Annotated in this window: 23 protein-coding genes; 9 read left to right on the top strand and 14 right to left on the bottom strand. The window is 64.0% G+C overall.

Going from position 1 to position 20,165, the window contains the following annotated elements:
• Positions 1-107: 107 nt before the first annotated feature.
• Positions 108-1,031 carry a LysR family transcriptional regulator gene (locus tag ACFO3E_RS02175; RefSeq protein ID WP_380802130.1) on the bottom strand — a complete coding sequence of 308 codons (924 nt, stop codon included), beginning with the start codon at positions 1,029-1,031 and terminating at the stop codon, positions 108-110.
• A 127-nt stretch (positions 1,032-1,158) separates the two neighbouring features.
• Here ACFO3E_RS02175 and ACFO3E_RS02170 point away from each other — a divergent pair, with 127 nt between their 5' ends.
• The 6 genes from ACFO3E_RS02170 to ACFO3E_RS02145 all read left to right on the top strand — a co-directional run bounded on the left by ACFO3E_RS02170 (position 1,159) and on the right by ACFO3E_RS02145 (position 6,930).
• Positions 1,159-1,446: a DUF4169 family protein gene (locus tag ACFO3E_RS02170; RefSeq protein ID WP_380802127.1), complete on the top strand. Its 288-nt coding sequence runs from the start codon at positions 1,159-1,161 to the stop codon at positions 1,444-1,446.
• 168 nt (positions 1,447-1,614) lie between these two features.
• Positions 1,615-2,580, top strand: a complete 966-nt coding sequence (locus ACFO3E_RS02165) for a hypothetical protein (protein ID WP_380802124.1) — start codon at positions 1,615-1,617, stop codon at positions 2,578-2,580.
• 157 nt (positions 2,581-2,737) lie between these two features.
• On the top strand, positions 2,738-3,955 hold the full coding sequence (locus ACFO3E_RS02160) for an argininosuccinate synthase (RefSeq protein WP_380802122.1): 1,218 nt from the start codon (positions 2,738-2,740) through the stop codon (positions 3,953-3,955).
• A gap of 203 nt (positions 3,956-4,158) precedes the next feature.
• Positions 4,159-4,800 carry an EF-hand domain-containing protein gene (locus ACFO3E_RS02155; protein ID WP_380802120.1) on the top strand — a complete coding sequence of 214 codons (642 nt, stop codon included), beginning with the start codon at positions 4,159-4,161 and terminating at the stop codon, positions 4,798-4,800.
• Positions 4,801-4,870: 70 nt separating this feature from the next.
• Entirely contained in the window at positions 4,871-5,590 is a 720-nt protein-coding gene (locus tag ACFO3E_RS02150) for a response regulator (protein WP_380802118.1), read from the top strand.
• Positions 5,587-6,930 (top strand): sensor histidine kinase, encoded by a 1,344-nt coding sequence (locus ACFO3E_RS02145; protein WP_380802115.1) that lies wholly within the window; start codon positions 5,587-5,589, stop codon positions 6,928-6,930. Before ACFO3E_RS02150 ends, ACFO3E_RS02145 begins: the two co-directional genes overlap by 4 nt.
• A gap of 561 nt (positions 6,931-7,491) precedes the next feature.
• Here ACFO3E_RS02145 and ACFO3E_RS02140 read toward each other — a convergent pair.
• The 13 genes from ACFO3E_RS02140 to flgB form a co-directional block, all read right to left on the bottom strand.
• The gene (locus ACFO3E_RS02140; RefSeq protein ID WP_380802112.1) at positions 7,492-8,547 is read right to left on the bottom strand and encodes a flagellar motor protein MotB; all 1,056 of its coding nucleotides are present in this window, start codon (positions 8,545-8,547) and stop codon (positions 7,492-7,494) included.
• Positions 8,548-8,550: 3 nt separating this feature from the next.
• A complete protein-coding gene (motA, locus tag ACFO3E_RS02135; RefSeq protein ID WP_066526936.1) occupies positions 8,551-9,414 on the bottom strand; it encodes a flagellar motor stator protein MotA in 864 nt (287 codons plus the stop codon).
• A gap of 244 nt (positions 9,415-9,658) precedes the next feature.
• Positions 9,659-10,504 carry a flagellin gene (locus ACFO3E_RS02130; protein WP_380802108.1) on the bottom strand — a complete coding sequence of 282 codons (846 nt, stop codon included), beginning with the start codon at positions 10,502-10,504 and terminating at the stop codon, positions 9,659-9,661.
• Positions 10,505-10,517: 13 nt separating this feature from the next.
• A complete protein-coding gene (gene flgK, locus ACFO3E_RS02125; RefSeq protein WP_380802105.1) occupies positions 10,518-11,852 on the bottom strand; it encodes a flagellar hook-associated protein FlgK in 1,335 nt (444 codons plus the stop codon).
• Entirely contained in the window at positions 11,849-12,160 is a 312-nt protein-coding gene (locus ACFO3E_RS02120; protein WP_380802275.1) for a rod-binding protein, read from the bottom strand. Before ACFO3E_RS02120 ends, flgK begins: the two co-directional genes overlap by 4 nt.
• On the bottom strand, positions 12,160-13,380 hold the full coding sequence (locus tag ACFO3E_RS02115; protein ID WP_380802102.1) for a flagellar basal body P-ring protein FlgI: 1,221 nt from the start codon (positions 13,378-13,380) through the stop codon (positions 12,160-12,162). The genes ACFO3E_RS02120 and ACFO3E_RS02115 overlap by 1 nt, the downstream gene beginning before the upstream one ends.
• 11 nt (positions 13,381-13,391) lie before the next feature.
• The gene (locus tag ACFO3E_RS02110) at positions 13,392-14,039 is read right to left on the bottom strand and encodes a flagellar basal body L-ring protein FlgH (protein WP_380802274.1); all 648 of its coding nucleotides are present in this window, start codon (positions 14,037-14,039) and stop codon (positions 13,392-13,394) included.
• Positions 14,040-14,113: 74 nt separating this feature from the next.
• A complete protein-coding gene (gene flgG / locus ACFO3E_RS02105) occupies positions 14,114-14,902 on the bottom strand; it encodes a flagellar basal-body rod protein FlgG (RefSeq protein ID WP_380802100.1) in 789 nt (262 codons plus the stop codon).
• Positions 14,903-14,959: 57 nt separating this feature from the next.
• Positions 14,960-15,703 (bottom strand): flagellar basal body rod protein FlgF, encoded by a 744-nt coding sequence (locus tag ACFO3E_RS02100; RefSeq protein ID WP_380802097.1) that lies wholly within the window; start codon positions 15,701-15,703, stop codon positions 14,960-14,962.
• Positions 15,704-15,776: 73 nt separating this feature from the next.
• Complete coding sequence (locus tag ACFO3E_RS02095) at positions 15,777-16,625, bottom strand: flagellar hook-basal body complex protein (RefSeq protein ID WP_380802094.1); 849 nt, start codon at positions 16,623-16,625, stop codon at positions 15,777-15,779.
• Positions 16,626-16,664: 39 nt separating this feature from the next.
• Complete coding sequence (locus tag ACFO3E_RS02090; RefSeq protein ID WP_380802092.1) at positions 16,665-17,324, bottom strand: flagellar hook assembly protein FlgD; 660 nt, start codon at positions 17,322-17,324, stop codon at positions 16,665-16,667.
• The gene (flgC, locus tag ACFO3E_RS02085) at positions 17,321-17,731 is read right to left on the bottom strand and encodes a flagellar basal body rod protein FlgC (RefSeq protein WP_066526953.1); all 411 of its coding nucleotides are present in this window, start codon (positions 17,729-17,731) and stop codon (positions 17,321-17,323) included. The genes ACFO3E_RS02090 and flgC overlap by 4 nt, the downstream gene beginning before the upstream one ends.
• Positions 17,732-17,733: 2 nt before the next feature.
• Positions 17,734-18,102: a flagellar basal body rod protein FlgB gene (gene flgB, locus ACFO3E_RS02080; protein WP_066526955.1), complete on the bottom strand. Its 369-nt coding sequence runs from the start codon at positions 18,100-18,102 to the stop codon at positions 17,734-17,736.
• A 257-nt stretch (positions 18,103-18,359) separates the two neighbouring features.
• On the opposite strand from flgB, the gene ACFO3E_RS02075 reads away from it, so the two are divergent.
• The 3 genes from ACFO3E_RS02075 (at position 18,360) to ACFO3E_RS02065 (ending at position 20,133) form a co-directional block, all read left to right on the top strand.
• Complete coding sequence (locus tag ACFO3E_RS02075; RefSeq protein ID WP_380802271.1) at positions 18,360-19,028, top strand: motility protein A; 669 nt, start codon at positions 18,360-18,362, stop codon at positions 19,026-19,028.
• Positions 19,025-19,522, top strand: a complete 498-nt coding sequence (locus tag ACFO3E_RS02070) for an OmpA/MotB family protein (protein WP_380802089.1) — start codon at positions 19,025-19,027, stop codon at positions 19,520-19,522. Before ACFO3E_RS02075 ends, ACFO3E_RS02070 begins: the two co-directional genes overlap by 4 nt.
• Before the next feature lie 65 nt (positions 19,523-19,587).
• Positions 19,588-20,133 (top strand): flagella basal body P-ring formation protein FlgA, encoded by a 546-nt coding sequence (locus tag ACFO3E_RS02065; RefSeq protein ID WP_380802086.1) that lies wholly within the window; start codon positions 19,588-19,590, stop codon positions 20,131-20,133.
• Positions 20,134-20,165 lie beyond the last annotated feature (32 nt).

Here is a 20,165-nt window from a genome sequence, read left to right as displayed (position 1 = left end):
CTCCCGTAACCAAAATGATATATCATAACAATATATTTTGTATGCGGTGTTGCTCCGGGCGCCGTGGTCGAGGCTCGCTTTGTCGTGGGGAGTGAGGCTGCTCTAGCTCAGAGAAAGAGGAATTCGGCTAGGGCAGCGACGGCCGAGTTCGCCTCTGCCTGGGGCGCGATGGCTTGGCGAACCTCGATCGCGGGCAGGGGCTGTTCCAGCGCTAGGCGGCGAATGCCGGTCATTCGGCCAAGGTCGCGCGCCAGCGGGCCGAAAGCCGCGAAACAGCCAGCGCCTTCGCGAAGAATGGTCATGATATCGAACATATTGTCGGTTTCGATGACCGGCGCGCCTATGCTGATCCCGTCCCGTTCGAACGCCGCGTCAATGATGCGGCGCAGGGCGTTGTGCGGCTCCATCGCGAGCGTGGGGCTGATCCGCAATTCTTCGGGCGTGACGCAGTCGCGGCGGGCCAGGGGATGATCGGTTCCCGCATACAGATTGATCTGCTCCGACCAGCCATAGCGGGAGGGAAGTTCGGGCGGTTCGCCCAGGGCATAGAAATAGGCGATATCAACGCGCCCCTGATCCAGCGCGCGCCGTGCTTCCTCGGCCAGGTGAATGGAGAGGTCGAGCGTGATGGCGACGTCATCGTTCGCCGCCTCGAAGGCTGCAAGCGCCTCCTGAAAATGCCCGAAAACCGGAGCGGGAGCGGCGAGCGTGATGGATTGGCGCGGGGCGGAGCGCTCAATGGCGGGCGGCGGCTCGCTGGCCTCTGGCGCTGGCTCATCCAGGCTCCAGCTTTCCGGCTGGTCTTGGGACAGCAGGGTCATGGCCTCGGCCGTCTTGCGGCCCGCAGGGGTCAGCCGCTTGCGTTCGGGAAGATCCTCAAACAGGCGATAGCCCAGGCGCATTTCCAACGACGCAATATCTTGTGCGATCTCCTCGACCGGCAGACCGAGGTCGCGCGCGCAGCGCGAGATGCCGCCAGCCACCACCATCTGGGCGAATATGTCCAGTTGGCGCAGAGAGGGTTTGGCCATGCCGGGGTGATAGTGCAATTACCGCGCCGGGTTAAGCGCCATCTTCGCGCTCGCGACATTGCTGATATTGCCGAAGCCGGTAAAATGCTTGCAGGCGTTCAATCTGGAGATCAGGCATCGCTCCATCGTGAGCACTGGCTGTCTCACCTTGCGGGGCGGGCTCGATGCCCGCTACCCGCTCACCGTCCTTTTAGCAGGACTGCTGCATAAGGGAGCAGGCATGGCCGACATCATCAACTTCAGGCAGGCACGAAAAGCGAAGGTGCGGGCGGATAAGGAGCAGGCGGCTGCGGCCAATCGCGCGAAGTTCGGGCGGACGAAGCCGGAGCGGCAGGCAAGCCTTCAGGAAGAAGCACGGCTGGAGCGGCAGCTTAAGGGTGCTCGTCGCGAATTGGGAAAAGACGAAACTGAATAATGGTGGTGTCAGTAAGCAGACCTGACTGGCCTATGGCTATATCGGTAGATTAACAGCCATTCATATAGATTTTGTGGGAAACGATCCGCCGGACTGCTGCGTCGGTTTATCTCAAAGACTAGCATGAGTTTGAGGTGGATTGCCCGCTTCGTCGGTTAAGCTCTGACTATGAGAAGATATAGCCAATATATTCGTCCGGCCTGTGCCGCGATTGCCGCTGTTCTGGCCATTGGTCCCACCTATTCTTACGCGCAGGAAGCGGCCGCTCCAGCAGCATCTGCCCCGGCGGAAGTCATGGCCGCATCGCCGCCTGCGTCAGCGCCTGTGATCGTCCCGTCACAGCCGGTGGTTCAGCCGACCCAATCGGTTGATGAGACGATCGCTGCGGCGGTTGCAGCGTCGCAAGCTGAAACCGCGTCTGAGCCAACGAAGGCACCAGTAAAACGCGCCGAGCGCCGTGCGGTGCCTCAGCGGCAGCAGCCGACCGACAGCCCGACAGCCCGTGTGCTGCGTGAGGCGGCAACGCCCGCTCCGCCAGCGCGAAGAGAGCAGGCTAATCCTGCTCCCGCGCCGGCAGTGGCGGCGAAACTGAACACACGCGAAGCTGTGCCGGTAGCGCCTTCAGTGGTGGAGCGGCCTGCGACGGCCAGCAATGCGCCGAACGAGGCGCTTTATTGGGCGCTGGGCGGTGGCGCTTTGCTGCTATTGGGCTTGGGAGGCGCGGCCGCCTTCCGCCGCCGCCGCACCGATGAGGAGGTTTTGGCTGTTGCACCGACCGCTCCTGTCGCTGCCGAGCCGGTGGTGACGGAGCGAGTTCCAGTGGTGGAGCCTGGGGTACATTGCGCTCCGGCTACTGCTTATACGCCGACTATGCCGGCGCCGCAGATTGGCAGTTTGGAAGCCATGGCTGCCGCGCCGCCAAGTCCGGAAAATCCCTTCCTCACGCACAGCAAACGCATGCGGCGGGCGCGCTTCCTGCTCGCTCAGGCGGAACGGCGGGATGCCGCGCTGCATACGCCAACCGTCGCGCCCGAACCGCCGCAGACGATCCATGCCGAGCCGAAGATGCAGACGGTTTACAGGCTGGGCGGCGACCGGGGCCGTCAGATGGGGTTCAAGCCGCAGACGCGCTGAACGCCACGGCCTTGGCCATCAACGAGTGAACGGGCGGCGGCTTTCACCGTCGCCTTTTTGCTCGCCTGCTTTTTCTCGACTCGGTTGCACTTGGAGCCCACCCCTGATACCGGCGCGCCGGTAATTTCGCGCCAGTTTGAAGGAAGGCCGCTCCACCATGTCCGATAAGATCAACCGCATTGTCCTTGCCTTCTCAGGAGGGCTCGACACAAGCGTGATCCTGAAGTGGCTGCAGCAGACCTATAATTGTGAGGTCGTGACCTTCACCGCCGATTTGGGTCAGGGCGAGGAGCTGGAGCCCGCGCGGCAGAAGGCCAAGCTGATGGGCGTCAGGGATGAGCATATCTTCATCGACGACCTGCGCGAAGAGTTCGTCAAGGACTATGTGTTCCCGATGATGCGTTCCAACGCGCTGTATGAGGGACTGTATCTGCTCGGCACATCGATCGCGCGGCCGTTGATCGCCAAGCGGCAGATCGAGATCGCGAAGATGGTGGGCGCTGACGCCGTGTCGCATGGCGCGACCGGCAAGGGCAATGACCAGGTCCGCTTCGAACTGGGCTATTATGCGCTGTCGCCCGACATCAAGGTGATCGCACCGTGGCGTCAGTGGGATTTGGCCAGCCGTACCAAGCTGATCGAGTTCGCGGAGCAGCACCAGATTCCGATTCCCCGGGACAAGCGCGGTGAAAGCCCCTTCTCGACCGATGCGAACATGCTGCATACCTCGTCGGAGGGGAAGGTGCTGGAAGATCCGTGGGAAGAAACCCCGGATTATGTCTATTCGCGCACCGTCAACCCGGAGGATGCGCCGGACGCCCCCGAATATATCACGATCGATTTCGAGCGGGGCGATGGCCTGGCGATCAACGGCGTGGGCATGAGCCCGGCGACGCTGCTGGAAACGCTCAATGAATATGGCCGCAAGCATGGCATCGGGCGGCTCGATCTGGTCGAGAATCGCTTCGTCGGAATGAAGTCGCGCGGCATGTATGAGACGCCGGGTGGCACCATCTATCACCTCGCGCACCGGGGCATCGAGCAGCTGACGCTCGATCGCGGCGCGGCCCATCTGAAGGATGAACTGGCGCCCAGATATGCCGAGCTGATCTATAACGGCTTCTGGTTCTCGCCCGAGCGCGAGATGTTGCAGGCGGCGATCGATCATAGCCAGGAGAAGGTGACGGGCACCGTCCGGCTGAAGCTGTACAAGGGCGGCGTGTATGTCGTCGGGCGCAAGTCGCCCTATTCGCTCTACAGCGAGAAGGTCGTGACGTTCGAGGACGATGCGGGCGCCTATGACCAGCGCGATGCAGCCGGGTTCATCAAGCTGAATGCGCTGCGGCTGCGCTTGCTGGGGCGGCGGGACGGCTGAGGCTGGTCCGTCATCCTGGCGCGAGCCTGATGTCCTGGGCGATGTTGTCTCCCGAGATCCCAGCTTCCGCTGGGATGACGGGGGAGGGCGTTACAAATTGCGACACAATCCTGCGTGACATGACAAAGTTGCGGGACAAGTCTTCCTCATAAGGGCTCCAAGGACGGCGCTGCCGTTCGTCACCCTTGGAAGGAAGATATTAGATGATCCGCAAATATATGGGCACGGTTGCCCTAGGCGCGCTGTTCGTGGGCGGGCTGGCCGCGTCCCATCTGGCGCTGGCGCAGCCGGGCGATCGTGGGCCTCATGACCGCAACGGCGGTCTGATCGCGATGGCCGATGCGAACAAGGACGGGAAGGTCAGCAAGGCGGAGCTGACCACCGCGCTCGATGCGCGCTTCGCCAAGATGGATGCGAATCGCGACGGTAAGCTAACCAAGGAAGATCGTGAGATCCGCCGTCAGGCGCGGCTGGACGAGCGTTTCGCTGCGCTCGACAGTGACCGCAATGGCCAGATCAGCAAGGCGGAGTTCGCTGCCGGACATCAGGGTCGCCCGGATGGAGATGGGCCGCGAGGACGCGACGGGCATCGTTTCGGGCGCGGCGGCGACCATGGCTTTGGCGGCGGGATGATGTTCCGCGGCCGCGGCGGCGCAAGGGGCGAGGCGATGCAGGATGGCGTGGTGACCCGCGCGGAGTTCCTGGCGCGACCGCTCGCCATGTTCGACAAGGCCGATGCGAACAAGGATGGCTTTGTTGCCGCCGACGAGATGAAGGCCGCGCGGGACGCCATGCGTGATGCGTGGCAGGCCCGCCGTGGGTCCGACGCAAGCCCGAAGAACTGACCGCAAGCGAAGGGTGGGGGACATGTCCTTCACCCTTCCAAGCTGCTGATAGTCGTGACAGATATCCTTTATGAGTGAAAAACCCCATCTGCTGCTTGTCGATGATGAGCGTTCGATCCGCGAGCCGCTGGCGCAATATCTCTCGCGCAACGGCTTTCGCGTGACTGCGGTCGAAAGCGCGGCCGAGGCGCGGATGCGGCTCAACGCCAATGCGATCGACCTCGTGATCCTGGACATCATGATGCCGGGCGAGGATGGGCTGTCGTTGTGCCGTCACATCCGCGAGACCAGCGAAATCCCGGTGATCCTGCTCACCGCCAAGTCCGAGGAGACGGACCGGATCGTGGGGCTGGAGATGGGGGCGGACGATTATGTGCTGAAGCCCTTTTCCCCGCGCGAGCTGGTTGCGCGGATCAAGGTGATCTTCCGCCGGGTGGCGACGGGCGGCCAGCGCGTGACGGCTCCGGACGGTGCGACCTACGCCTTCGCCGGCTGGCTCCTGAAAACGCAGGAGCGCGTGCTGGTGGATCAGGAAGGCGTGGTGCTGCCGCTGTCCACGGCCGAATATAATCTGATGCTGGCCTTTGCGACGCGGCCGAACCAGGTGTTGAGCCGCGACCAGCTGCTCGACATCACCCAGGGGCGGGAGGCCAATGCGTTCGACCGGGCGATCGACAACCAGATCAGCCGGTTGCGCAAGAAGATCGAACCGGACCCGAAGAACCCGACGCTGATCAAGACGGTGTGGGGTGGAGGCTATACGCTGTCCGCGGATGTGAGAAAGCTGTGAGGCGGTTTCGCCTTTGGCCCCAAAGCCTGGTCGGCCAGATCATCATGCTGGTCGCGATTGCTCTGTTCGTGGCGCAGGCAATCAATTTCGGCCTATTGCTGCAGGAGCGCAACCGGCTGACGCTGACGGCGCAGACCGCCCCGGGCGTCTATCGCATCGTCGATGCGCTGGACAATCGGGGAGAGCCGCCCGCAGGCAACCGCCCGCCTAGAGCCCGCTTTTTCAATGCGCCGCCGGTGCTGAAGGGCGACAGGCGGCCCGAGATCGAGCGGCGCGCCCTCGCGATGTTTGCCGATGTCGGCATCCCCGTTCGTTCGGTGCAGGTAGTGGAGCAGAGCCAGACCGTGCCGATGCGCCGGTGGGAACGGGCGCGCATGCGGTCGCTGGACGACCCCCGTGGACCCAGGGGCAGAAGGCTGACTATGGCCGCGCAATATCAGCCGGGCAAATGGGTCGTGGCGCAATCGCGCATGGGCGACCGGCCGCCGCGCTTTGGCGGCTGGCTGATCGCGCAGACGCTGATCCTCTACGCGATCGTGCTGCTGCCGCTGTTGTGGGTGGGGCGCAGGCTGGCGCGGCCGCTGGGACAGCTGACCCGATCGGCTCAGCAATTTGCGCGGACCGGATCGGCCGATGCGGTCGAGGAGCGGGGGCCGGGCGATGTGCGCGACCTGACCACCGCCTTCAACGCGATGCGCAGTCGCATTATCGCGATGTTGGATGAAAAGGACCGCATGCTGGGCGCGATCGGCCATGACCTGCGCACGCCGCTGGCGTCGCTGCGGGTGCGTGCCGAATCGGTCGAGGATGACGGCGAGCGCGCACGCATTTCGCAGACGATCGACGAGATGAATCGGATGCTGGAGGATATCCTCTCGCTGGCGCGGGCAGGGCGGAGCAGCGAGGCGGCGCAGAAAGTGGATATCGCAGCGCTGGCCGATGCGGTGGTGGAGGATTTCATCGAACTCGGATCGCCCGCAGAGATGGCGGACAGTGAGCGTGCGGTGGCGTCGGTAAGGCCGCAGCAGATCCGCCGCGCGCTGCGCAACCTGATCGAAAATGCGATCGTCTATGGCGATCGCGCGCATGTTTCCGTGGCCCGCGAGGACGGCGCGATCCGACTGATCGTCGCGGATGACGGGCCGGGCATCGCCGAAGAGCGGATGGAAGAGATGATGGAGCCCTTTACCCGGCTGGAAGGGTCCCGCAATCGGGAGACGGGCGGCGCGGGCCTCGGGCTGGCGCTGGTCCGCGCGATTATGGCGGAGCATGGCGGCGCGCTGAAGCTGGTCAACCGGGCTGGCGGGGGTCTGGAGGCGAGCCTGGTGCTGCCGGTTTGACGGTTGGGAGATGCCGGAAAACGGCCATTTTCGGTCGAAGTTCACACCATATGCGCGCGCGTGCGCGACCGCGCGTAGGCGTCGTGGAAAGCAGGTTGGACATTTCAAAGACGGGCCGGAGTAGGCAGGCCGGAGGAATGTAGGACAGCAAAAAGTGGAGGCCGGTCGGAAAATAGGATGTTTTTTGCGTCGGTCGTGGCTTGGAGGTTACAATTGGCCGCGTGATTTCGGCTAACGGGTCGCCGTCTTCGTCATCCGGACTAGATCCGGGGCCCCGCTTAACTTTGCTGATCAGAAGAAGCGGGATGCCGGCTCAAGGCCGGCATGACGGTAAGGTGTCGGCTAACGGCCGTTAGCGGACGTTGCGCAAGCCCACCCCTCGATCAGAGTCACGTGCCTCTGATCGACCCTCCCGCAAGCGGGAGGGGAGCGAGACTTGCCGAACCGCAGGTGAGGTTTAGTCGCAGCGGGGTGGGCTGTGCGGCATCCGCAATCCCCCATCCGTGTCGTAATCAGAGAAAGCAGGCTCGGCAGAGGATAGCATGCGGGGCGGCCCCCCGCTCAATGCTTGCCCGGCTTGCTCGACGTACCCGGCGCTGTGGGGTTTAGCAGTTGCACGCCGGCGGGGAGGCCGGTGCCGCCCATGTCGATCCTGGTCGCTTCGACGCGGGCGACGCGGGCCGGATCGTCGCGTTCGCGGATGGCGGCCTTGGTTTCCTCGTCCACGCCCGGCTCCTCGCCGCCGCTGCTGCCGCCCTGGCTCCAGCCGAGGATGATCGACATGCGGCGGTTGCGCGGGTCATAGACATTGCCCTTGGCGAAGGGTTCGCGGTCGGCGACGCCTTCGATCCGGGCGAAACGATCATTGCCGATGCCGCTGGCCGCGAGCGTCTTACGCGTGGCTTCGGCGCGGGCGGAGGAGAGCATCCAATTGTTCATGCTCTGACCCGCGCTATAGGGCAGGCCATCGGTATGGCCGCGCACGATCAGCGGATTAGGCATGCCGCGCACAACGCCTGCCACTTCGCTTACCAGGTCGCGGGCCTGGGGCAGCAGCCGGTCAGTGCCCATCGCGAACATCGCGAAATTGGCCTCGTCGATGAGGTCGATGCGCAGCCCTTCGCGCGTTTCGGTGAAGCGGACGTTGCGGCGTAGCTTGTCCATGCCCTTCTTGCGGGCCATGCGCGCTTCCAATTCCTTCTTCACCGCCTCGAACTTGGCGCGGTCGGCGGCGCGGGTGGCCTTGCCGCCCTGGTCCTTCGTGCCGGTCGCGTCGCGGGGGATGGTGATGGCGAGATTGCCCTGGCCGCCGGTCGTCGGGTAATTTTCCTTGCTGACCATGGAGTCGCCGCCGAACAGGCCGCTTGAGCCAGCCGAAGCCATCTTCAGTTCGACCAGCGTCGGCGTGAAATAGTCCGCCAGGCCCTTGCGCTGCTTTTCCGTGGTCGCGCCCAGCAGCCACATCAGCAGGAAGAAAGCCATCATTGCCGTCACGAAGTCGGCATAGGCGACCTTCCACGCGCCGCCATGATGGCCGCCATGGCCATCGACGATGATCTTCTTGACGATGATCGGCCGGGGTTCGGGCTCGTTCGCGCCGCGCTTCTTGTCCGACATGGCTTATTTGCCCCGCATGCCGTCGAAGACTTCGGCGAAGGCCGGCTGATTCGCATGAGTGAGGCTGGAGCGCGCGGCTTCGATGACGAGCGGCTGCGGATGGCCGTGCAGCGAGGCGATGATGATCTGCTTGACGACGTGGTACATCGACCCGTCGGCTTCGATCACCGCCCGGCAACGATTGGCGAAGGGGTTGACCATGCCATAGGCGAGCAGCACGCCGAGGAAGGTGCCGACCAGCGCCGACCCGATCATGCCGCCCAGGATCGCGGGCGGCTGGTCGATCGAGCCCATGGTCTTCACAACGCCTAGAACCGCCGCGACGATGCCCAGCGCAGGAAGGGCATCAGCAAGGCCCTGGAGGTTGTCGGCGGGCTTCAGCGATTCGTGATGATGCGTTTTTAGGGCGTTATCCATGACCTCTTCGACCGCGTGCGGATCGAGCGTGCCGGAGGAGACGACCACCAGGCGCAGCGTGTCGCTGATCAGGTGGATCAGCGTCTTATCGCCCATCAGGCGCGGATATTCGGAGAAGATGGTCGAGCTGGCCGGGTCCTCGATATGGGGCTCCAGCGCAACCGGACCTTCGACACGCAGCGTCTTCATGAGGCGCGAGACGAGGAAGATGCAGTCGAGAAAATCCTGCTTCTTATATTTAGGACCCTTGAACACCTTGCCCAGGCCACCGCCCAGCGCCTTCAGATCCGCGCCGGAGTTTCCGATGATGAGCGCGCCTACAGCCGCGCCGCCGATGATGATCATTTCATGGGGCAAGGCGTGAAGAACGGGGCCGATGTCGCCGCCCGTGAAGATGAAGCCGCCGAAAACCATGGCGAGCAGCACGACGAGGCCAATGATTGCGAACATGTGTATCCCCGAAAATTCCGCCCGTGGGCATTCATTCGACAGCGCCGGCGCGACGCTTTCGTCAGATGGTTAATGTGGAATGGTTAGCGCGAGGTTTAGGACGAGCGATTTTTTCGCCGTTTTCGTTTCATTGGGAGGAGCTTCCCCCCGTTCCGTTCGTGTCGAGCGACGTCGAGACACTTATGCGAGGCTTCTCGACTTCGCTCGAAGCCAACGGAGGGAATAAGTCGCTTCAACCCCGGACTTACCGGATCAGATCGAACAAGGTCTGCTGGTTGATCCGCGCGAAAGCTGATTGGGCGGCTTCGAGCTGGAGCAGCTTGCTCTTCACGGAAGAGATGACTTCGGAAAGATCGGTTGATTCGAGGTCCTGTCGGCGCTCCGTCAGGTCCAGATCGATGGTCGTCAGCCGCTCGCCGATTACATCGAGCCGGTCGCCGCGCACGCCTTGCTTGGCCTGTTCGATGGCGACATGGGCCTGGCCGATCTTGATGCTGCCAAGGGCGGTGACAAGATCGGCGTCGGTGCCGCTCTGCAGGGCGGTAAGGCCCTGGCCCAGAATATCGTCGATCGACATGGGCGTGCCGCCTACGTCGATGCCTTCGGACACTTCCTGACGCGTGCCGACCACCGCGAGATTGAGCCCGCGGCTGACCGGGACAAGCACGCTCTGCGTGTCGTCGAATACCGGCACGCCCTGATAGTCGGTCTGGTTCAGCAGCGATGCGACGGTCGCGCGGATCGTGCTCATTTCCTCAACGATCGCCGTGCGGTTCGAATCGTTAAGCGACCCGTTGCGCGCGGAGGTCACAAGTTCCTGGGCGCGGACCAGCAAGGTGTTGACCTGCTCCAGATTGGCTTCGGCATTGGCGGCGCGGCTTGCGCCATAGCTGACATTGGCCTGCCACGCCGATTGTTGCGCCTGTGCCTTGCCGACTTCCGACACCTCCACCCAAGCGAGCGCATTGTCGGAAGGCTTGTTGAGCGTGATGCCGGTCGAAATGGCGGTCTGCCCTTCGACGATGCTTTGCGAAAGCTGCTGCTGCCGGCGGATTTCGGCGATCAGCGTCTTGTTGGTGATGCCTACCATGGGTCAGCCCTTTTCAGATGATCTGCAGGATCGCATCGACGGTTTCCTTGGCGATCTGCAATATTTTCGCCGAACCCGAATATGCCTGCTGCAAGCGGAGAAGCTCGGCGGCTTCCATGTCGAGATCGACGCCGCTGACTGCCTCGCGAGCGGCGATCGCCTGGTCGCTGCGGCTCTGCGCGGTGGATTGCTCGGCCTTCACGGAAGCCAGCAGATTGGCCTGGGTGGCGATCAGCGATGTCCAACCCTGCTCGACGCTGCCATTGCCGCGCAGCACGGTGCTGGCGGTCAGCAGATTGCCGTTGAGCGTGCCGTCCGCCGATTTGGTCGCCAGCGCGGCAGGATCGGTGATGAGCGCCGTGACGCTTGCCGCGCTCGTGCCGGACAGGAGCGCGCCGCCCGCCGCATTGGCGTCGGTGCGGCCCTGTGCATGCCAGGCGTTAATGTCTGTGACGAATTGCTGCGCCAATGTGTCGAGGCTGGTGCGGCGCTGCGCGGTGGTGGAGGCGGCGGAAAACAGGCCGCCCAACGTGCCGTTGGCAGGCGCGGTGAGGGCGGTGCCGCCGCTGGTGGCCAGCGCCAGCGTGCCGTTGGCGTTGACGGTCAGGGCAACGGTCGTCGCCGCATTGCCCTGGACCAGGCTCTGGCCGTTGAAGCTGATCTGCGCCTGATCATGCGCGCCGAAGCTGATATCCACGTTGAGATTGGCCGAAAGCGTGTTGAGCGCCGCGTCCCGGCTGTCGAGCAGCTGAGCATAAGCGGAGGTGCCCGGCTGCGAGCGCAGCAGGCTGTTGTTGATGTCGGCAAGCTGCGACAGCGAGCGATTGATGCTTTCGACCGACGCCTGCGCTTCTGTGCCGATGCCGGCGGAGACCTGGGCGAGGTCGGCCGAGGTGCGCTGAAAGGCTTCGGCGACGCGGCTGATGCTGTCCAATGTGGTGACGCGCAACGACCGGTCGTTGGGGCTGGCCGCGAGCTTGTCGATATTCTGGAACATGCCCGTCATCAGCTTGCCGATGCCGGTATCCGTATCGTTGAGCGCGCCTTCGATGTCGCTCATCCAGCGCAGGCGCGCCGTCGAATTGCTGAGCGCCATGCCGGTGTAGCGAACCGTTGCGTCCAGATAGGGATCGGCGGCGCGGACGACGCCCGATACTTCGGTGCCGCCGAAATTCGCGCGCGAGATATAGGTCGCCATCGTGGCGGTGGACGAACCGGATTCGACGGTGGTCAGGGACCGGCGCGAATAGCCGTCGGTGCTGGCATTGGCGATATTCTCGGAAATCGCCGCCATTGCTTGCCGATAAGCGCGCGTGCCCGACGCGCCGATGATGAAGAGATCGCTCATGCGCTCTTGCCCGGCGCGGGAGCGGCGGGCGCGGCAGGCGAGCGGCTTTCATATTGGCGCAACAGCATCTCCGCGATGCCGAGAGCGCCTTTTTCGGCCATCGTATCGGCCGTGCGCGCGTCGGACATGTCGCGGAACTGATCGGTCGCGCTGGAATCGAAGACGCCTTCGCCCCCGCCCGACTGGCGCATGGTGCCGATCATCTGGCGCAGGAAGATCGCCTCGAACTGTTTGGCGACCTTTTCCAGTTGCGCCTTTTCCGGCGATGCGGTGGGCTGCGCGCCCAGGGAAACCGAGTTGATCTGCATCACAACACCACCAGTTCAGCCTTCATCGCGCCTGCCTGCTTCAAGGCTTCGAGGATCGCGACCATGTCGGCGGGAGAAGCCCCGATGGCGTTCACCGCTTTGACTATATCGGCCAAAGAGGCTCCACCTTTAAAATTAACCATTGGTTTCTTTTCCTGCTCGATCGAAATCGAGCTGGACGGTTCCATGGCGGTGCGGCCTTGCGAGAAGGGGGCAGGCTGGACCACGCGCGGGGATTCGTTGACGCTGACGGTCAATTTGCCGTGCGCGACGGCGGCCGGATGGATCTTGACCGCGCCGTTGATGACGACGGTGCCGGTGCGGGCGTTGACGATGACCTTTGCCGGAGCATCGGCGGGCTTGATCTCGATATTCTCGATCATGCCCATCATCATGATGCGGTCTTCAGCGCCGGGGGCGGCGGTGATGTTCACCGAGACCGCGTCGGTAGCGCGGGCGCGCTGGTCGCCGAAGGTGCGGTTGATGCCGTCCGCCACGCGGAGGGCGGTCGTGAGGTCGGCCTCTGCGAGGTTGAAAGTGAGGGTGGGCGCAGTGTCGAAGCCGGTCGCAACCGCGCGCTCCACCGTGGCACCACCGGGGATGCGGCCCGCAGACGGGATGTTGACCGACACCTGGCTGCCGTCGGCGCCGGAAACGCCGAGGCCGCCCACTGCCAGATTACCCTGCGACATGGCGTAGATTTCGTTATCCGCGCCGCGCAGGGGCGTCATGATCAGCGTCCCGCCGCGCAGCGACTTGGCCTTGCCAAGTGCGGAGACGGTGACGTCGAGCCGCTGGCCGGGCTTGGAGAAAGCGGGAAGGTCGGCCGTCACCAGCACGGCGGCGGCGTTCTTGAGCGCGGGATTGATCCCCTGCGGCAGCGTGAGGCCGAAGCGCGAAACGACGCCCTTCATGCCCTGCGTCGCATAGTCGAGGCTGTCGTCGCCTGTCCCTGCGAGGCCGACGACGATGCCGTAGCCGGTCAGCTGGTTGGGGCGCACGCCCTGGAACGTGCCGAGGTCCTTGATCCGCTCGGCATGGGCGGGGGAGGCGAAGGCGAGGAGGGCCGCGACGGCGAGAACCGCGCGGCGTGCAAAATCCTCCCCTGCACGGGGAGATGGCGGCGCGAAGCGCTGACGGAGGGGTGTACGCCCCGTCGAGAGGGCGCTACCCCTCCCCTTGAAGGGGCGGATCTGGGAGATGCGATTGAAGATGTTCATGGCAATCTCCATCAGAAGGGGCTGATCATCGAGAAGAAGCGCTGCAGCCAGCCCTGGCGGCTTGCGCGGGCGATTTCGCCCTTGCCGGAGTAGATGATCTTGGCGTCGGCCACGCGGGTCGATGCGATGCGGTTGTCCGGGCTGATGTCGGCCTGGCGGACGAGGCCGCTGATCTGGATGAACTCGTCGCCGCGGTTGAGCGTCAGGGCCTTTTCGCCCCTCACCAGCATCGTGCCGTTGGGATAGACCGCCGCGATCGTGACGGTGATTTCGCCGGAGAGCGCGTTGGACTGGGTCGCGTTGCCCTTGCCGGTAAAGCCTTGCTCTCCGCTGGCGGCAATGTCGCTGGCGGAGAAGAGCTTGGACAGAGGACCGGTGCTGGGCGGTGTCAGGCCGATGCTGCCGCTGCGGCTGGTGTCGGCGCTGTTGCTCTTGGTCGCCTGCGTGCGTTCGACCAGGACGATGGTGATGATGTCGCCGACGCTTTGCGCGCGCGCTCCGCTGGTGAGGGGGGTGTAGCCCATGGACGCCTGGAAGATCGAACCGTTCGCTTGCGGAGCGGCAGGGGCGGCAATCACGGTGGGGGCATAAAATTGCCGCTCGGCATCGCGCTTTTTGCCGGCCATTGCCGGGGTGGCGGTGAGGGCGATGAGCCCCATGCCAAAGAAGATGGCAGGGAGGGGCTTCGACAAGCTCAGCCCGAACGGAGTATGGGGCGCGATCATCGTCAACCTCACAGCTGCTGGTTGACGTACTGGAGCATTTCGTCGGTCGCCTTGATCATCTTGGAATTGACCTCATAGGCGCGCTGGGTTTCGATCATATCGACCAGCTCTTCGACGACATTGACGTTGGATGTTTCCAGATTGCCCGCTCGGATGGCGCCACGGCCGTCCAAGCCAGCAACGCCGACCTGAGGCGTGCCGCTGGCGGCGCTTTCGGCGAGCAGGTTGCCGCCGATCGGCTGGAGGCCCGCCGGGTTCATGAAGCTTGCCAGTTCGATCTGGCCGAGCTGAGTCGGTTCGCTCTGGCCCTGCAGCGTCGCGGTGACAGTGCCGTCATTGCCGATGGTGACCCCGGTCGCGCCCTGGGGCACGGTGATCTGGGGGACGAGCGGCATGCCGTCGCTGGTGACGATGGCGCCTTCCGCCGTGGTGCTGAAATTGCCCGCGCGGGTATAGGCGATGGTGCCGTCCGGGCGCTGGACCTGGAAGAAGCCGGAACCTTCGATCGCCATGTCGAGCGCGTTGCCGGTCTGCTGCAGCGTGCCCTGCGTATTGATCTTGCTGGTGCCCTGCATCGACACGCCCGAGCCCAGGTTCAGGCCGGTTGCGAATTTGTTTTCTGCGTCAGAATTGGCGCCCGCCGCGATCATCTGCTGATAGGCGAGCGTTTCGAAATCGGCGCGGTCGCGCTTGAAGCCGGTCGTGTTGACGTTCGCCAGGTTGTTGGCGATCACGCGCATCTTCGTGTTCTGCGCGTCGAGGCCGGTGCGGGCGACGTGAAGGGCTGCGTTGCTCATGGTCTAACTCCGTGATGCCGTTAGGCTTGCACAACGAAAAGCAAGGTTCGTGCCAAATTAACCATCAAGCCGCATGAGCGACGCGCCGCCGTCGTCCAGCTGCTTGGCGGTGTCGATCAGCTTGACCTGCGTTTCCCATGCCCGGCTGGCCTCGATCATCTGAACGAGGGCCGAGGTCGCGTTGACGTTCGACCCTTCGATCGAACCGCCGGTCACGGTCGCCAGCGGGTCCTGCGGCAGCGCGCCGCCGTTGGTTTCCCGGAACAGGCCGTCTGTGCCCTTGGAAATGCTGGAGCCGACCGGACGGACAAGCTTCAGCTTGTCCACCTGCTGCGGATTGGCGGGATCGCCGCCCTGGGGCACGCCCCAGATGCTGCCATCCTGCGCGATGGAGATGCTGTCCATGGCGGGCAGGGTGATGGGGCCGCCTTCGCCCAGGACGGGCAGGCCGTCGCCTGTGGTCAGCAGGCCGCTGTCGCTGACCTTGAGATCGCCCCGGCGCGTATAGGCTTCGCTGCCGTCGGCGGCCTGAACGGCGAGCAGAGCATCGCCGTTCATGGCCACGTCCAGCGGATTGCCGGTTTCGGTGACCGCGCCTTGCGCCATGTCGGCGGCGATCACCTGTTCGGACTGCTGCGCCCGCGTGTCGAAGCCGTCGCCCTTGATCCAGCGCGTCTCGGCATTGGCGATTTCCGCCCGGAAGCCAACGGTGTTGACGTTCGCGAGATTGTTGGAAATTGCCGCCTGCCGCGCCATCGCGCCGCGCATCGCGGTGAGAGCCGTGTTGACGAGCCGGTCCATGGGTTTGTCCTGTCTGTGCGGGTGCCGAAACAATTTCCGTTAGCCCCGCGAAAGCAGGGATGACGGTTTATGGTCAGGTGCGCATATTGACGATGGTGGTCGACAGCGTGTTGGCCGCCTCGATCGCCTTCGAGTTCGCCTGGAAATTGCGCTGGGCCGAGATCAGGCTGACCAGTTCTTCGGTGATGTCGACGTTGGAGCGTTCCAGCGCGCCCGAGCGGACGGCGCCGTAAAGGCCGCTATTGCCGGTGCCGAACATCGGCGTGCCGCTGGCCGAGGTCGAGGTCCAGTGGGCGTCGCCGCCCTGGCGCAGACCTTCCTGGCTGTTGAAGGCGGCGATGGCGGTCGCGCCCAGATAGACGGTCGAACCATCGGCATAGACGCCGGTGATCATGCCATTCTGGCCGACGCCGACGCTGGTAAGCTGGTTGGTGGTGCCGCCGGCCGGCCAGTTGGTCGGGACCTGCAGATCGACCAGCGAGGCGGAAGTGAGGCTGTTGTTGACCGTCACGGTGGGAATGCCCGTGGCCGGATTGACTGGGATCACCTGAAGGTGGGCGCCGGTGGTATCGACGACGTTGCGGTTTTCATCCACCGAGAAGGCGCCGTTGCGGGTGAAGCTGACCTGGTTGTCGCCCACGCGCTTGACGGTGAAGAAACCTTCGCCGGTGATGGCCAGGTCGAGGGTCTTGTCGGTGGTTTCGATCGTCCCTTGAGTGAACTGCTGGCTGATGCCCTGTACGCGCACGCCCTGGCCGGCGACCTGGGTGGTCGTCTGCATCGGCGCGGCGGCGAAGATGTCACCGAACACGGCATTGCTCTTCTTGAAGGCGGTCGAGTTCACGTTTGAGACGTTGTTCGCGATGGTCGACAGGTCGGCCTGGGCGGCCTTGAGGCCGGAAAGCGAGATGTAGAAGGACATGGCGTTGCTCCTTGGGTGAAAAGGATGGGTTGGTTGAGGTCAGGAGAGTGAAAGGGCGTCGGACGGGCTGTAGGTGCCGAGCGCGGTGATGAGTTTGGAGGCGCTGCCGTCGGCGGGTGACTGGACGGCGGCGATGGTGGCCCAACTGGCGACGCGGGTCGGCGTGGCGCCGTTGACGCGAATCTTGAGCGCGTCGGTAGCGACGGTGTTGCCGCTCTCGTCCTTGCCGTCCCAGTAGAAGTTGACGTCGCCAGCTTCCTGATTGCCCAGATTTATGGTCTTCAGGACATTGCCGTTGCCGTCCAGCAGATCGACGGTCGCGCCGCTGGTGGCATCCTTGAACGTCACCTGGCCGGTATATTGGCCGTAGGCGTCGGGTGCGATGATGTTGCTCTGCACCAGCATCGACTTGCCGATCCAGCTGGCCGCATCGCCAAGGCGGGAGCCGGTGAGCGACGACGCCAGCCCCTTTAGCGTCTGGTTCATTTCCGCGATGCCGCTGGAGTTGGTGATGGTCGCCATCTGCGAGACCATCTGCGCATTATCCATCGGTTCGAACGGGTCCTGCGTCTGCATCTGCGTCGTGAGCAAGCGCAGGAAATCCGCCTGGCCCATTTCCGACTTGCCGGTCCCGACATTCTTGTAGGGATTATAGACGGACAGGCCCGCGCTGTCGGTGACAGTGGAGGTCGTGCTCATTTGCCGATCCTTATGGTTTCGAGCATGAGGGATTTGGCGGTGTTCAGCACCTGCACATTGTTCTGATACATGCGGGCGGTCTCGATCATGTCGACCAGCTCGGCGCTGCTATCGACGGCCGCTTCCCAGACGTCGCCATTCTTGTCGGCGAGCGGATGGTTGGGGTCGTGGCGCTTGGTCGGTTTGGCGTCGGTGGTGAGGACATTGGCGACCTTCACCGTGGACACGCCGGGCTTGTCGGTGACCGACTGGAATACGGGCTTGATGGCGCGATAGGCTTCCGCCTCGCTGCCGGTGACATTGCCAGCATTCGCCATGTTGGAGGCGGTGGCGTTGAGGCGCACCAGCTGCGCGCTCATGGCGCGGCCGGCGATATCGAAGACGTTCATGGGACCCGAGCCGCTCATGCTCATTCTCCCTTCAGCGCGCGAGTGATGGTGTTGATACGGCCCTCCAGAAAGGAGAGGGTCGTGCGATATTTGACGGCGTTTTCGGCGAACAGCGTCTGTTCGGTGCTGAGTTCGACGGTGTTGCCATCAAGGCTGGGCTGCAGCGGGACGCGATAGCCCATGCTGTCATCGACGGCTTTGGACACGTCCGCGATGGACCTGTTCTGTTGAGCCGAGGCTTCCTTGAGCGCGGACTCGAAGTCGATGTCCCGCGCCTTGTAGCCGGGGGTCGAGGCGTTCGCGATGTTGGACGCGAGCAGGGACAGGCGCTGCGAGCGAAGTGCCAGCGCCTTCCCATGTATCCCGAACAATCCGTCTTCCAGCGACATTGTCTCTTTTCCGTCTTTTTGCCCGAGGGCCTAAAAGTTGCGGTTCAATCGCCGTTCTGATGCCTGAAGGCGTGAACCGCGGGTGATCCGAACGGGTATTCGCAAGAGCCGTGCCAATTTGCGTGGGTGACGCATCGGCAAAGGCAGGAATGGCGAAAACCCCCGTGTTGCGTGAGCGGGACGGCATGGACGGCAAGATTTTGCCGCCTGCTGGCAAGGCTTTGCCGCCGCTCTTTTGGGTGAATGGGGGATTGTCGATGATCGCGATATTGGCGCAGCTATTTGATCCCCTGACCCTGATCGTGATGATCGCGGGTGTGGGCGCAGTCGCGCTGTTCCAGAATGGCGTGTCGGCTCTAGGAAGCGCGTTCGCCGCCCTGCCGCTGCTATTCCGTGCCGATCCGGACAGGGATCAGACCGCAGCGCGTGCAGCCATGCTGAAGATCGATCAGGTCGCGCAATTGCGCGGGCTTGCCTGCACGGACCGGGTGAAGACCGCCAACCCCTTCCTGGCGGAAGCGGCGCGGCGGCTTGCCAATAGCGAGCGGACCGAACAGTTCGAAAGCTGGGCGGCGCAGGCGCTGGCCGATCGCGCGCGGCGTCATGCAAGCGCGCGCAATGTCTGGCTGTCGATCGCCGACGCTGCGCCTGCACTGGGCATGGCCGGGACCATCCTTGGCCTGATAGGCATGTTCGCGGCGATGGATGATCCGGCGGCATTGGGTCCGTCCATGGCGCTGGCGCTGCTGACGACGCTTTATGGCGTGGTCATCGCTAATCTGGTGGCGGCTCCCATCGCAGCGCGGCTCGCCGATCTGTCGGAGCGGGAACTCGCCTGGCAGAAGGAAGCCGCTGGGCGCATGCTGGCGATCGCTCGGCGGGAAAATGTGCCGATGCGCCGGGCGTCGATCCGCGAGGTCGCATGATGACGGCCATCACATCCCAGGCCCGGCGCAATCGCTGGGCGGTCAGCTTCGCCGACCTGCTGATGCTGCTGCTCGGCTTTTTCATATTGTTGCAGGCGAGCGGGCAGAAGCGGGACGCGATGCTGGCGCAGGTGCGTCAGCAATTTGGCGGGCGCGCGATCGCCAAAGACATGGAATTGCACGCGGCGGAGCTGTTCCTGCCGGGCGAAGCGCTGCTGTCCGATGTGGGCAGGGTGCAGCTGGCGCGGGTGGCCGCGGGATTGCGGCCAGGCGGCGATGTGCTGGATCTCACCAGTGAGGGGACCGATCCCGTGCGGGAGCGGTTCGACGAGTGGGACTTGGCGGCTGCGCGGCTGGGCGCGGTGGCGCGTGAGTTGAAGGGCCAGGGGTTAAGGGGCGATCGCTTGCGCATCCGCGGGCTCGACCAGATGGACGGCGCGAGCGGCAAGGGGCAGGTCATCCGCATCGGCCGCGCCGCCGCGCGCCCCCGTTAACGACTTATTAGGCATGAAGCGGGCTTAATGGATGGCATGAATCTGTCCGTATGCGGAGATCTGCCGTGAACAAGCTGCCCTTGATTGCCCTTATCCTGCTGTCAGCAGCGGGTGCCGAGCCTGTGCTGGCGCAGCAGAAGTTCGAGAATCTGGATCGCATCGACAGCCTGGTCGCCATGACCGTGGGCGCCAATATCGGCGAACCGGGCGGGCCCGTGGCTCCGGTCGATCGGCGGTTGCGCCTAGCGGCTTGTCCGGGAACGCCGAGCATCGAAGGGCCGGTATTCGGCGCGGCGATCGTGAAGTGCGACGCAGTGGGCTGGCGCATTCGCGTGCCTTTGGCGGGCGGCGGCGCTGCTGCGGCAGCGCCGGCAGCGCGTTATGGCGCTGTGGCTCGGCCAGTCCAGCGCGACATGGTGGTAAAGCGGGGCGACCCGGTCCAACTGGTCGCGGGTAATGCGGACTTCAGCGTTTCGCGGATGATGGTCGCGGACGAGGATGGCGCGGTCGGCGACACGATCCGCGTGCGTGAAGACAAGAAAGCTGCGCCTGTTCTGGCTCAGGTTGTGGGAATGGGCACGGTCCGCATTCCGGGATTTAATGATTTTTGAACCCTGCCGTTATAGGGTGAGCGGGACGAGTG

Source organism: Sphingobium tyrosinilyticum (assembly GCF_042654265.1).
In the GTDB taxonomy this organism is placed as follows: Bacteria; Pseudomonadota; Alphaproteobacteria; order Sphingomonadales; family Sphingomonadaceae; genus Sphingobium; species Sphingobium tyrosinilyticum.
The sequence above is the reverse complement of the archived record's forward strand: the minus strand, read 5'-3'. Positions and strand labels throughout refer to the sequence as shown.

Bases quoted from the DNA above. Each gene is read 5' to 3' on its own strand.
- ACFO3E_RS02175 (WP_380802130.1), bottom strand. From the start codon at position 1,031: ATGGCCAAACCCTCTCTGCGCCAACTGGACATATTCGCCCAGATGGTG.
- ACFO3E_RS02165 (WP_380802124.1), top strand. From the start codon at position 1,615: ATGAGAAGATATAGCCAATATATTCGTCCGGCCTGTGCCGCGATTGCC.
- ACFO3E_RS02160 (WP_380802122.1), top strand. From the start codon at position 2,738: ATGTCCGATAAGATCAACCGCATTGTCCTTGCCTTCTCAGGAGGGCTC.
- ACFO3E_RS02155 (WP_380802120.1), top strand. From the start codon at position 4,159: ATGATCCGCAAATATATGGGCACGGTTGCCCTAGGCGCGCTGTTCGTG.
- ACFO3E_RS02150 (WP_380802118.1), top strand. From the start codon at position 4,871: ATGAGTGAAAAACCCCATCTGCTGCTTGTCGATGATGAGCGTTCGATC.
- ACFO3E_RS02140 (WP_380802112.1), bottom strand. From the start codon at position 8,547: ATGTCGGACAAGAAGCGCGGCGCGAACGAGCCCGAACCCCGGCCGATC.
- motA (WP_066526936.1), bottom strand. From the start codon at position 9,414: ATGTTCGCAATCATTGGCCTCGTCGTGCTGCTCGCCATGGTTTTCGGC.
- ACFO3E_RS02130 (WP_380802108.1), bottom strand. From the start codon at position 10,504: ATGGTAGGCATCACCAACAAGACGCTGATCGCCGAAATCCGCCGGCAG.
- flgK (WP_380802105.1), bottom strand. From the start codon at position 11,852: ATGAGCGATCTCTTCATCATCGGCGCGTCGGGCACGCGCGCTTATCGG.
- ACFO3E_RS02120 (WP_380802275.1), bottom strand. From the start codon at position 12,160: ATGCAGATCAACTCGGTTTCCCTGGGCGCGCAGCCCACCGCATCGCCG.
- ACFO3E_RS02115 (WP_380802102.1), bottom strand. From the start codon at position 13,380: ATGAACATCTTCAATCGCATCTCCCAGATCCGCCCCTTCAAGGGGAGG.
- ACFO3E_RS02110 (WP_380802274.1), bottom strand. From the start codon at position 14,039: ATGGGGCTCATCGCCCTCACCGCCACCCCGGCAATGGCCGGCAAAAAG.
- flgG (WP_380802100.1), bottom strand. From the start codon at position 14,902: ATGAGCAACGCAGCCCTTCACGTCGCCCGCACCGGCCTCGACGCGCAG.
- ACFO3E_RS02100 (WP_380802097.1), bottom strand. From the start codon at position 15,703: ATGGACCGGCTCGTCAACACGGCTCTCACCGCGATGCGCGGCGCGATG.
- ACFO3E_RS02095 (WP_380802094.1), bottom strand. From the start codon at position 16,625: ATGTCCTTCTACATCTCGCTTTCCGGCCTCAAGGCCGCCCAGGCCGAC.
- ACFO3E_RS02090 (WP_380802092.1), bottom strand. From the start codon at position 17,324: ATGAGCACGACCTCCACTGTCACCGACAGCGCGGGCCTGTCCGTCTAT.
- flgC (WP_066526953.1), bottom strand. From the start codon at position 17,731: ATGAGCGGCTCGGGTCCCATGAACGTCTTCGATATCGCCGGCCGCGCC.
- flgB (WP_066526955.1), bottom strand. From the start codon at position 18,102: ATGTCGCTGGAAGACGGATTGTTCGGGATACATGGGAAGGCGCTGGCA.
- ACFO3E_RS02075 (WP_380802271.1), top strand. From the start codon at position 18,360: ATGATCGCGATATTGGCGCAGCTATTTGATCCCCTGACCCTGATCGTG.
- ACFO3E_RS02070 (WP_380802089.1), top strand. From the start codon at position 19,025: ATGATGACGGCCATCACATCCCAGGCCCGGCGCAATCGCTGGGCGGTC.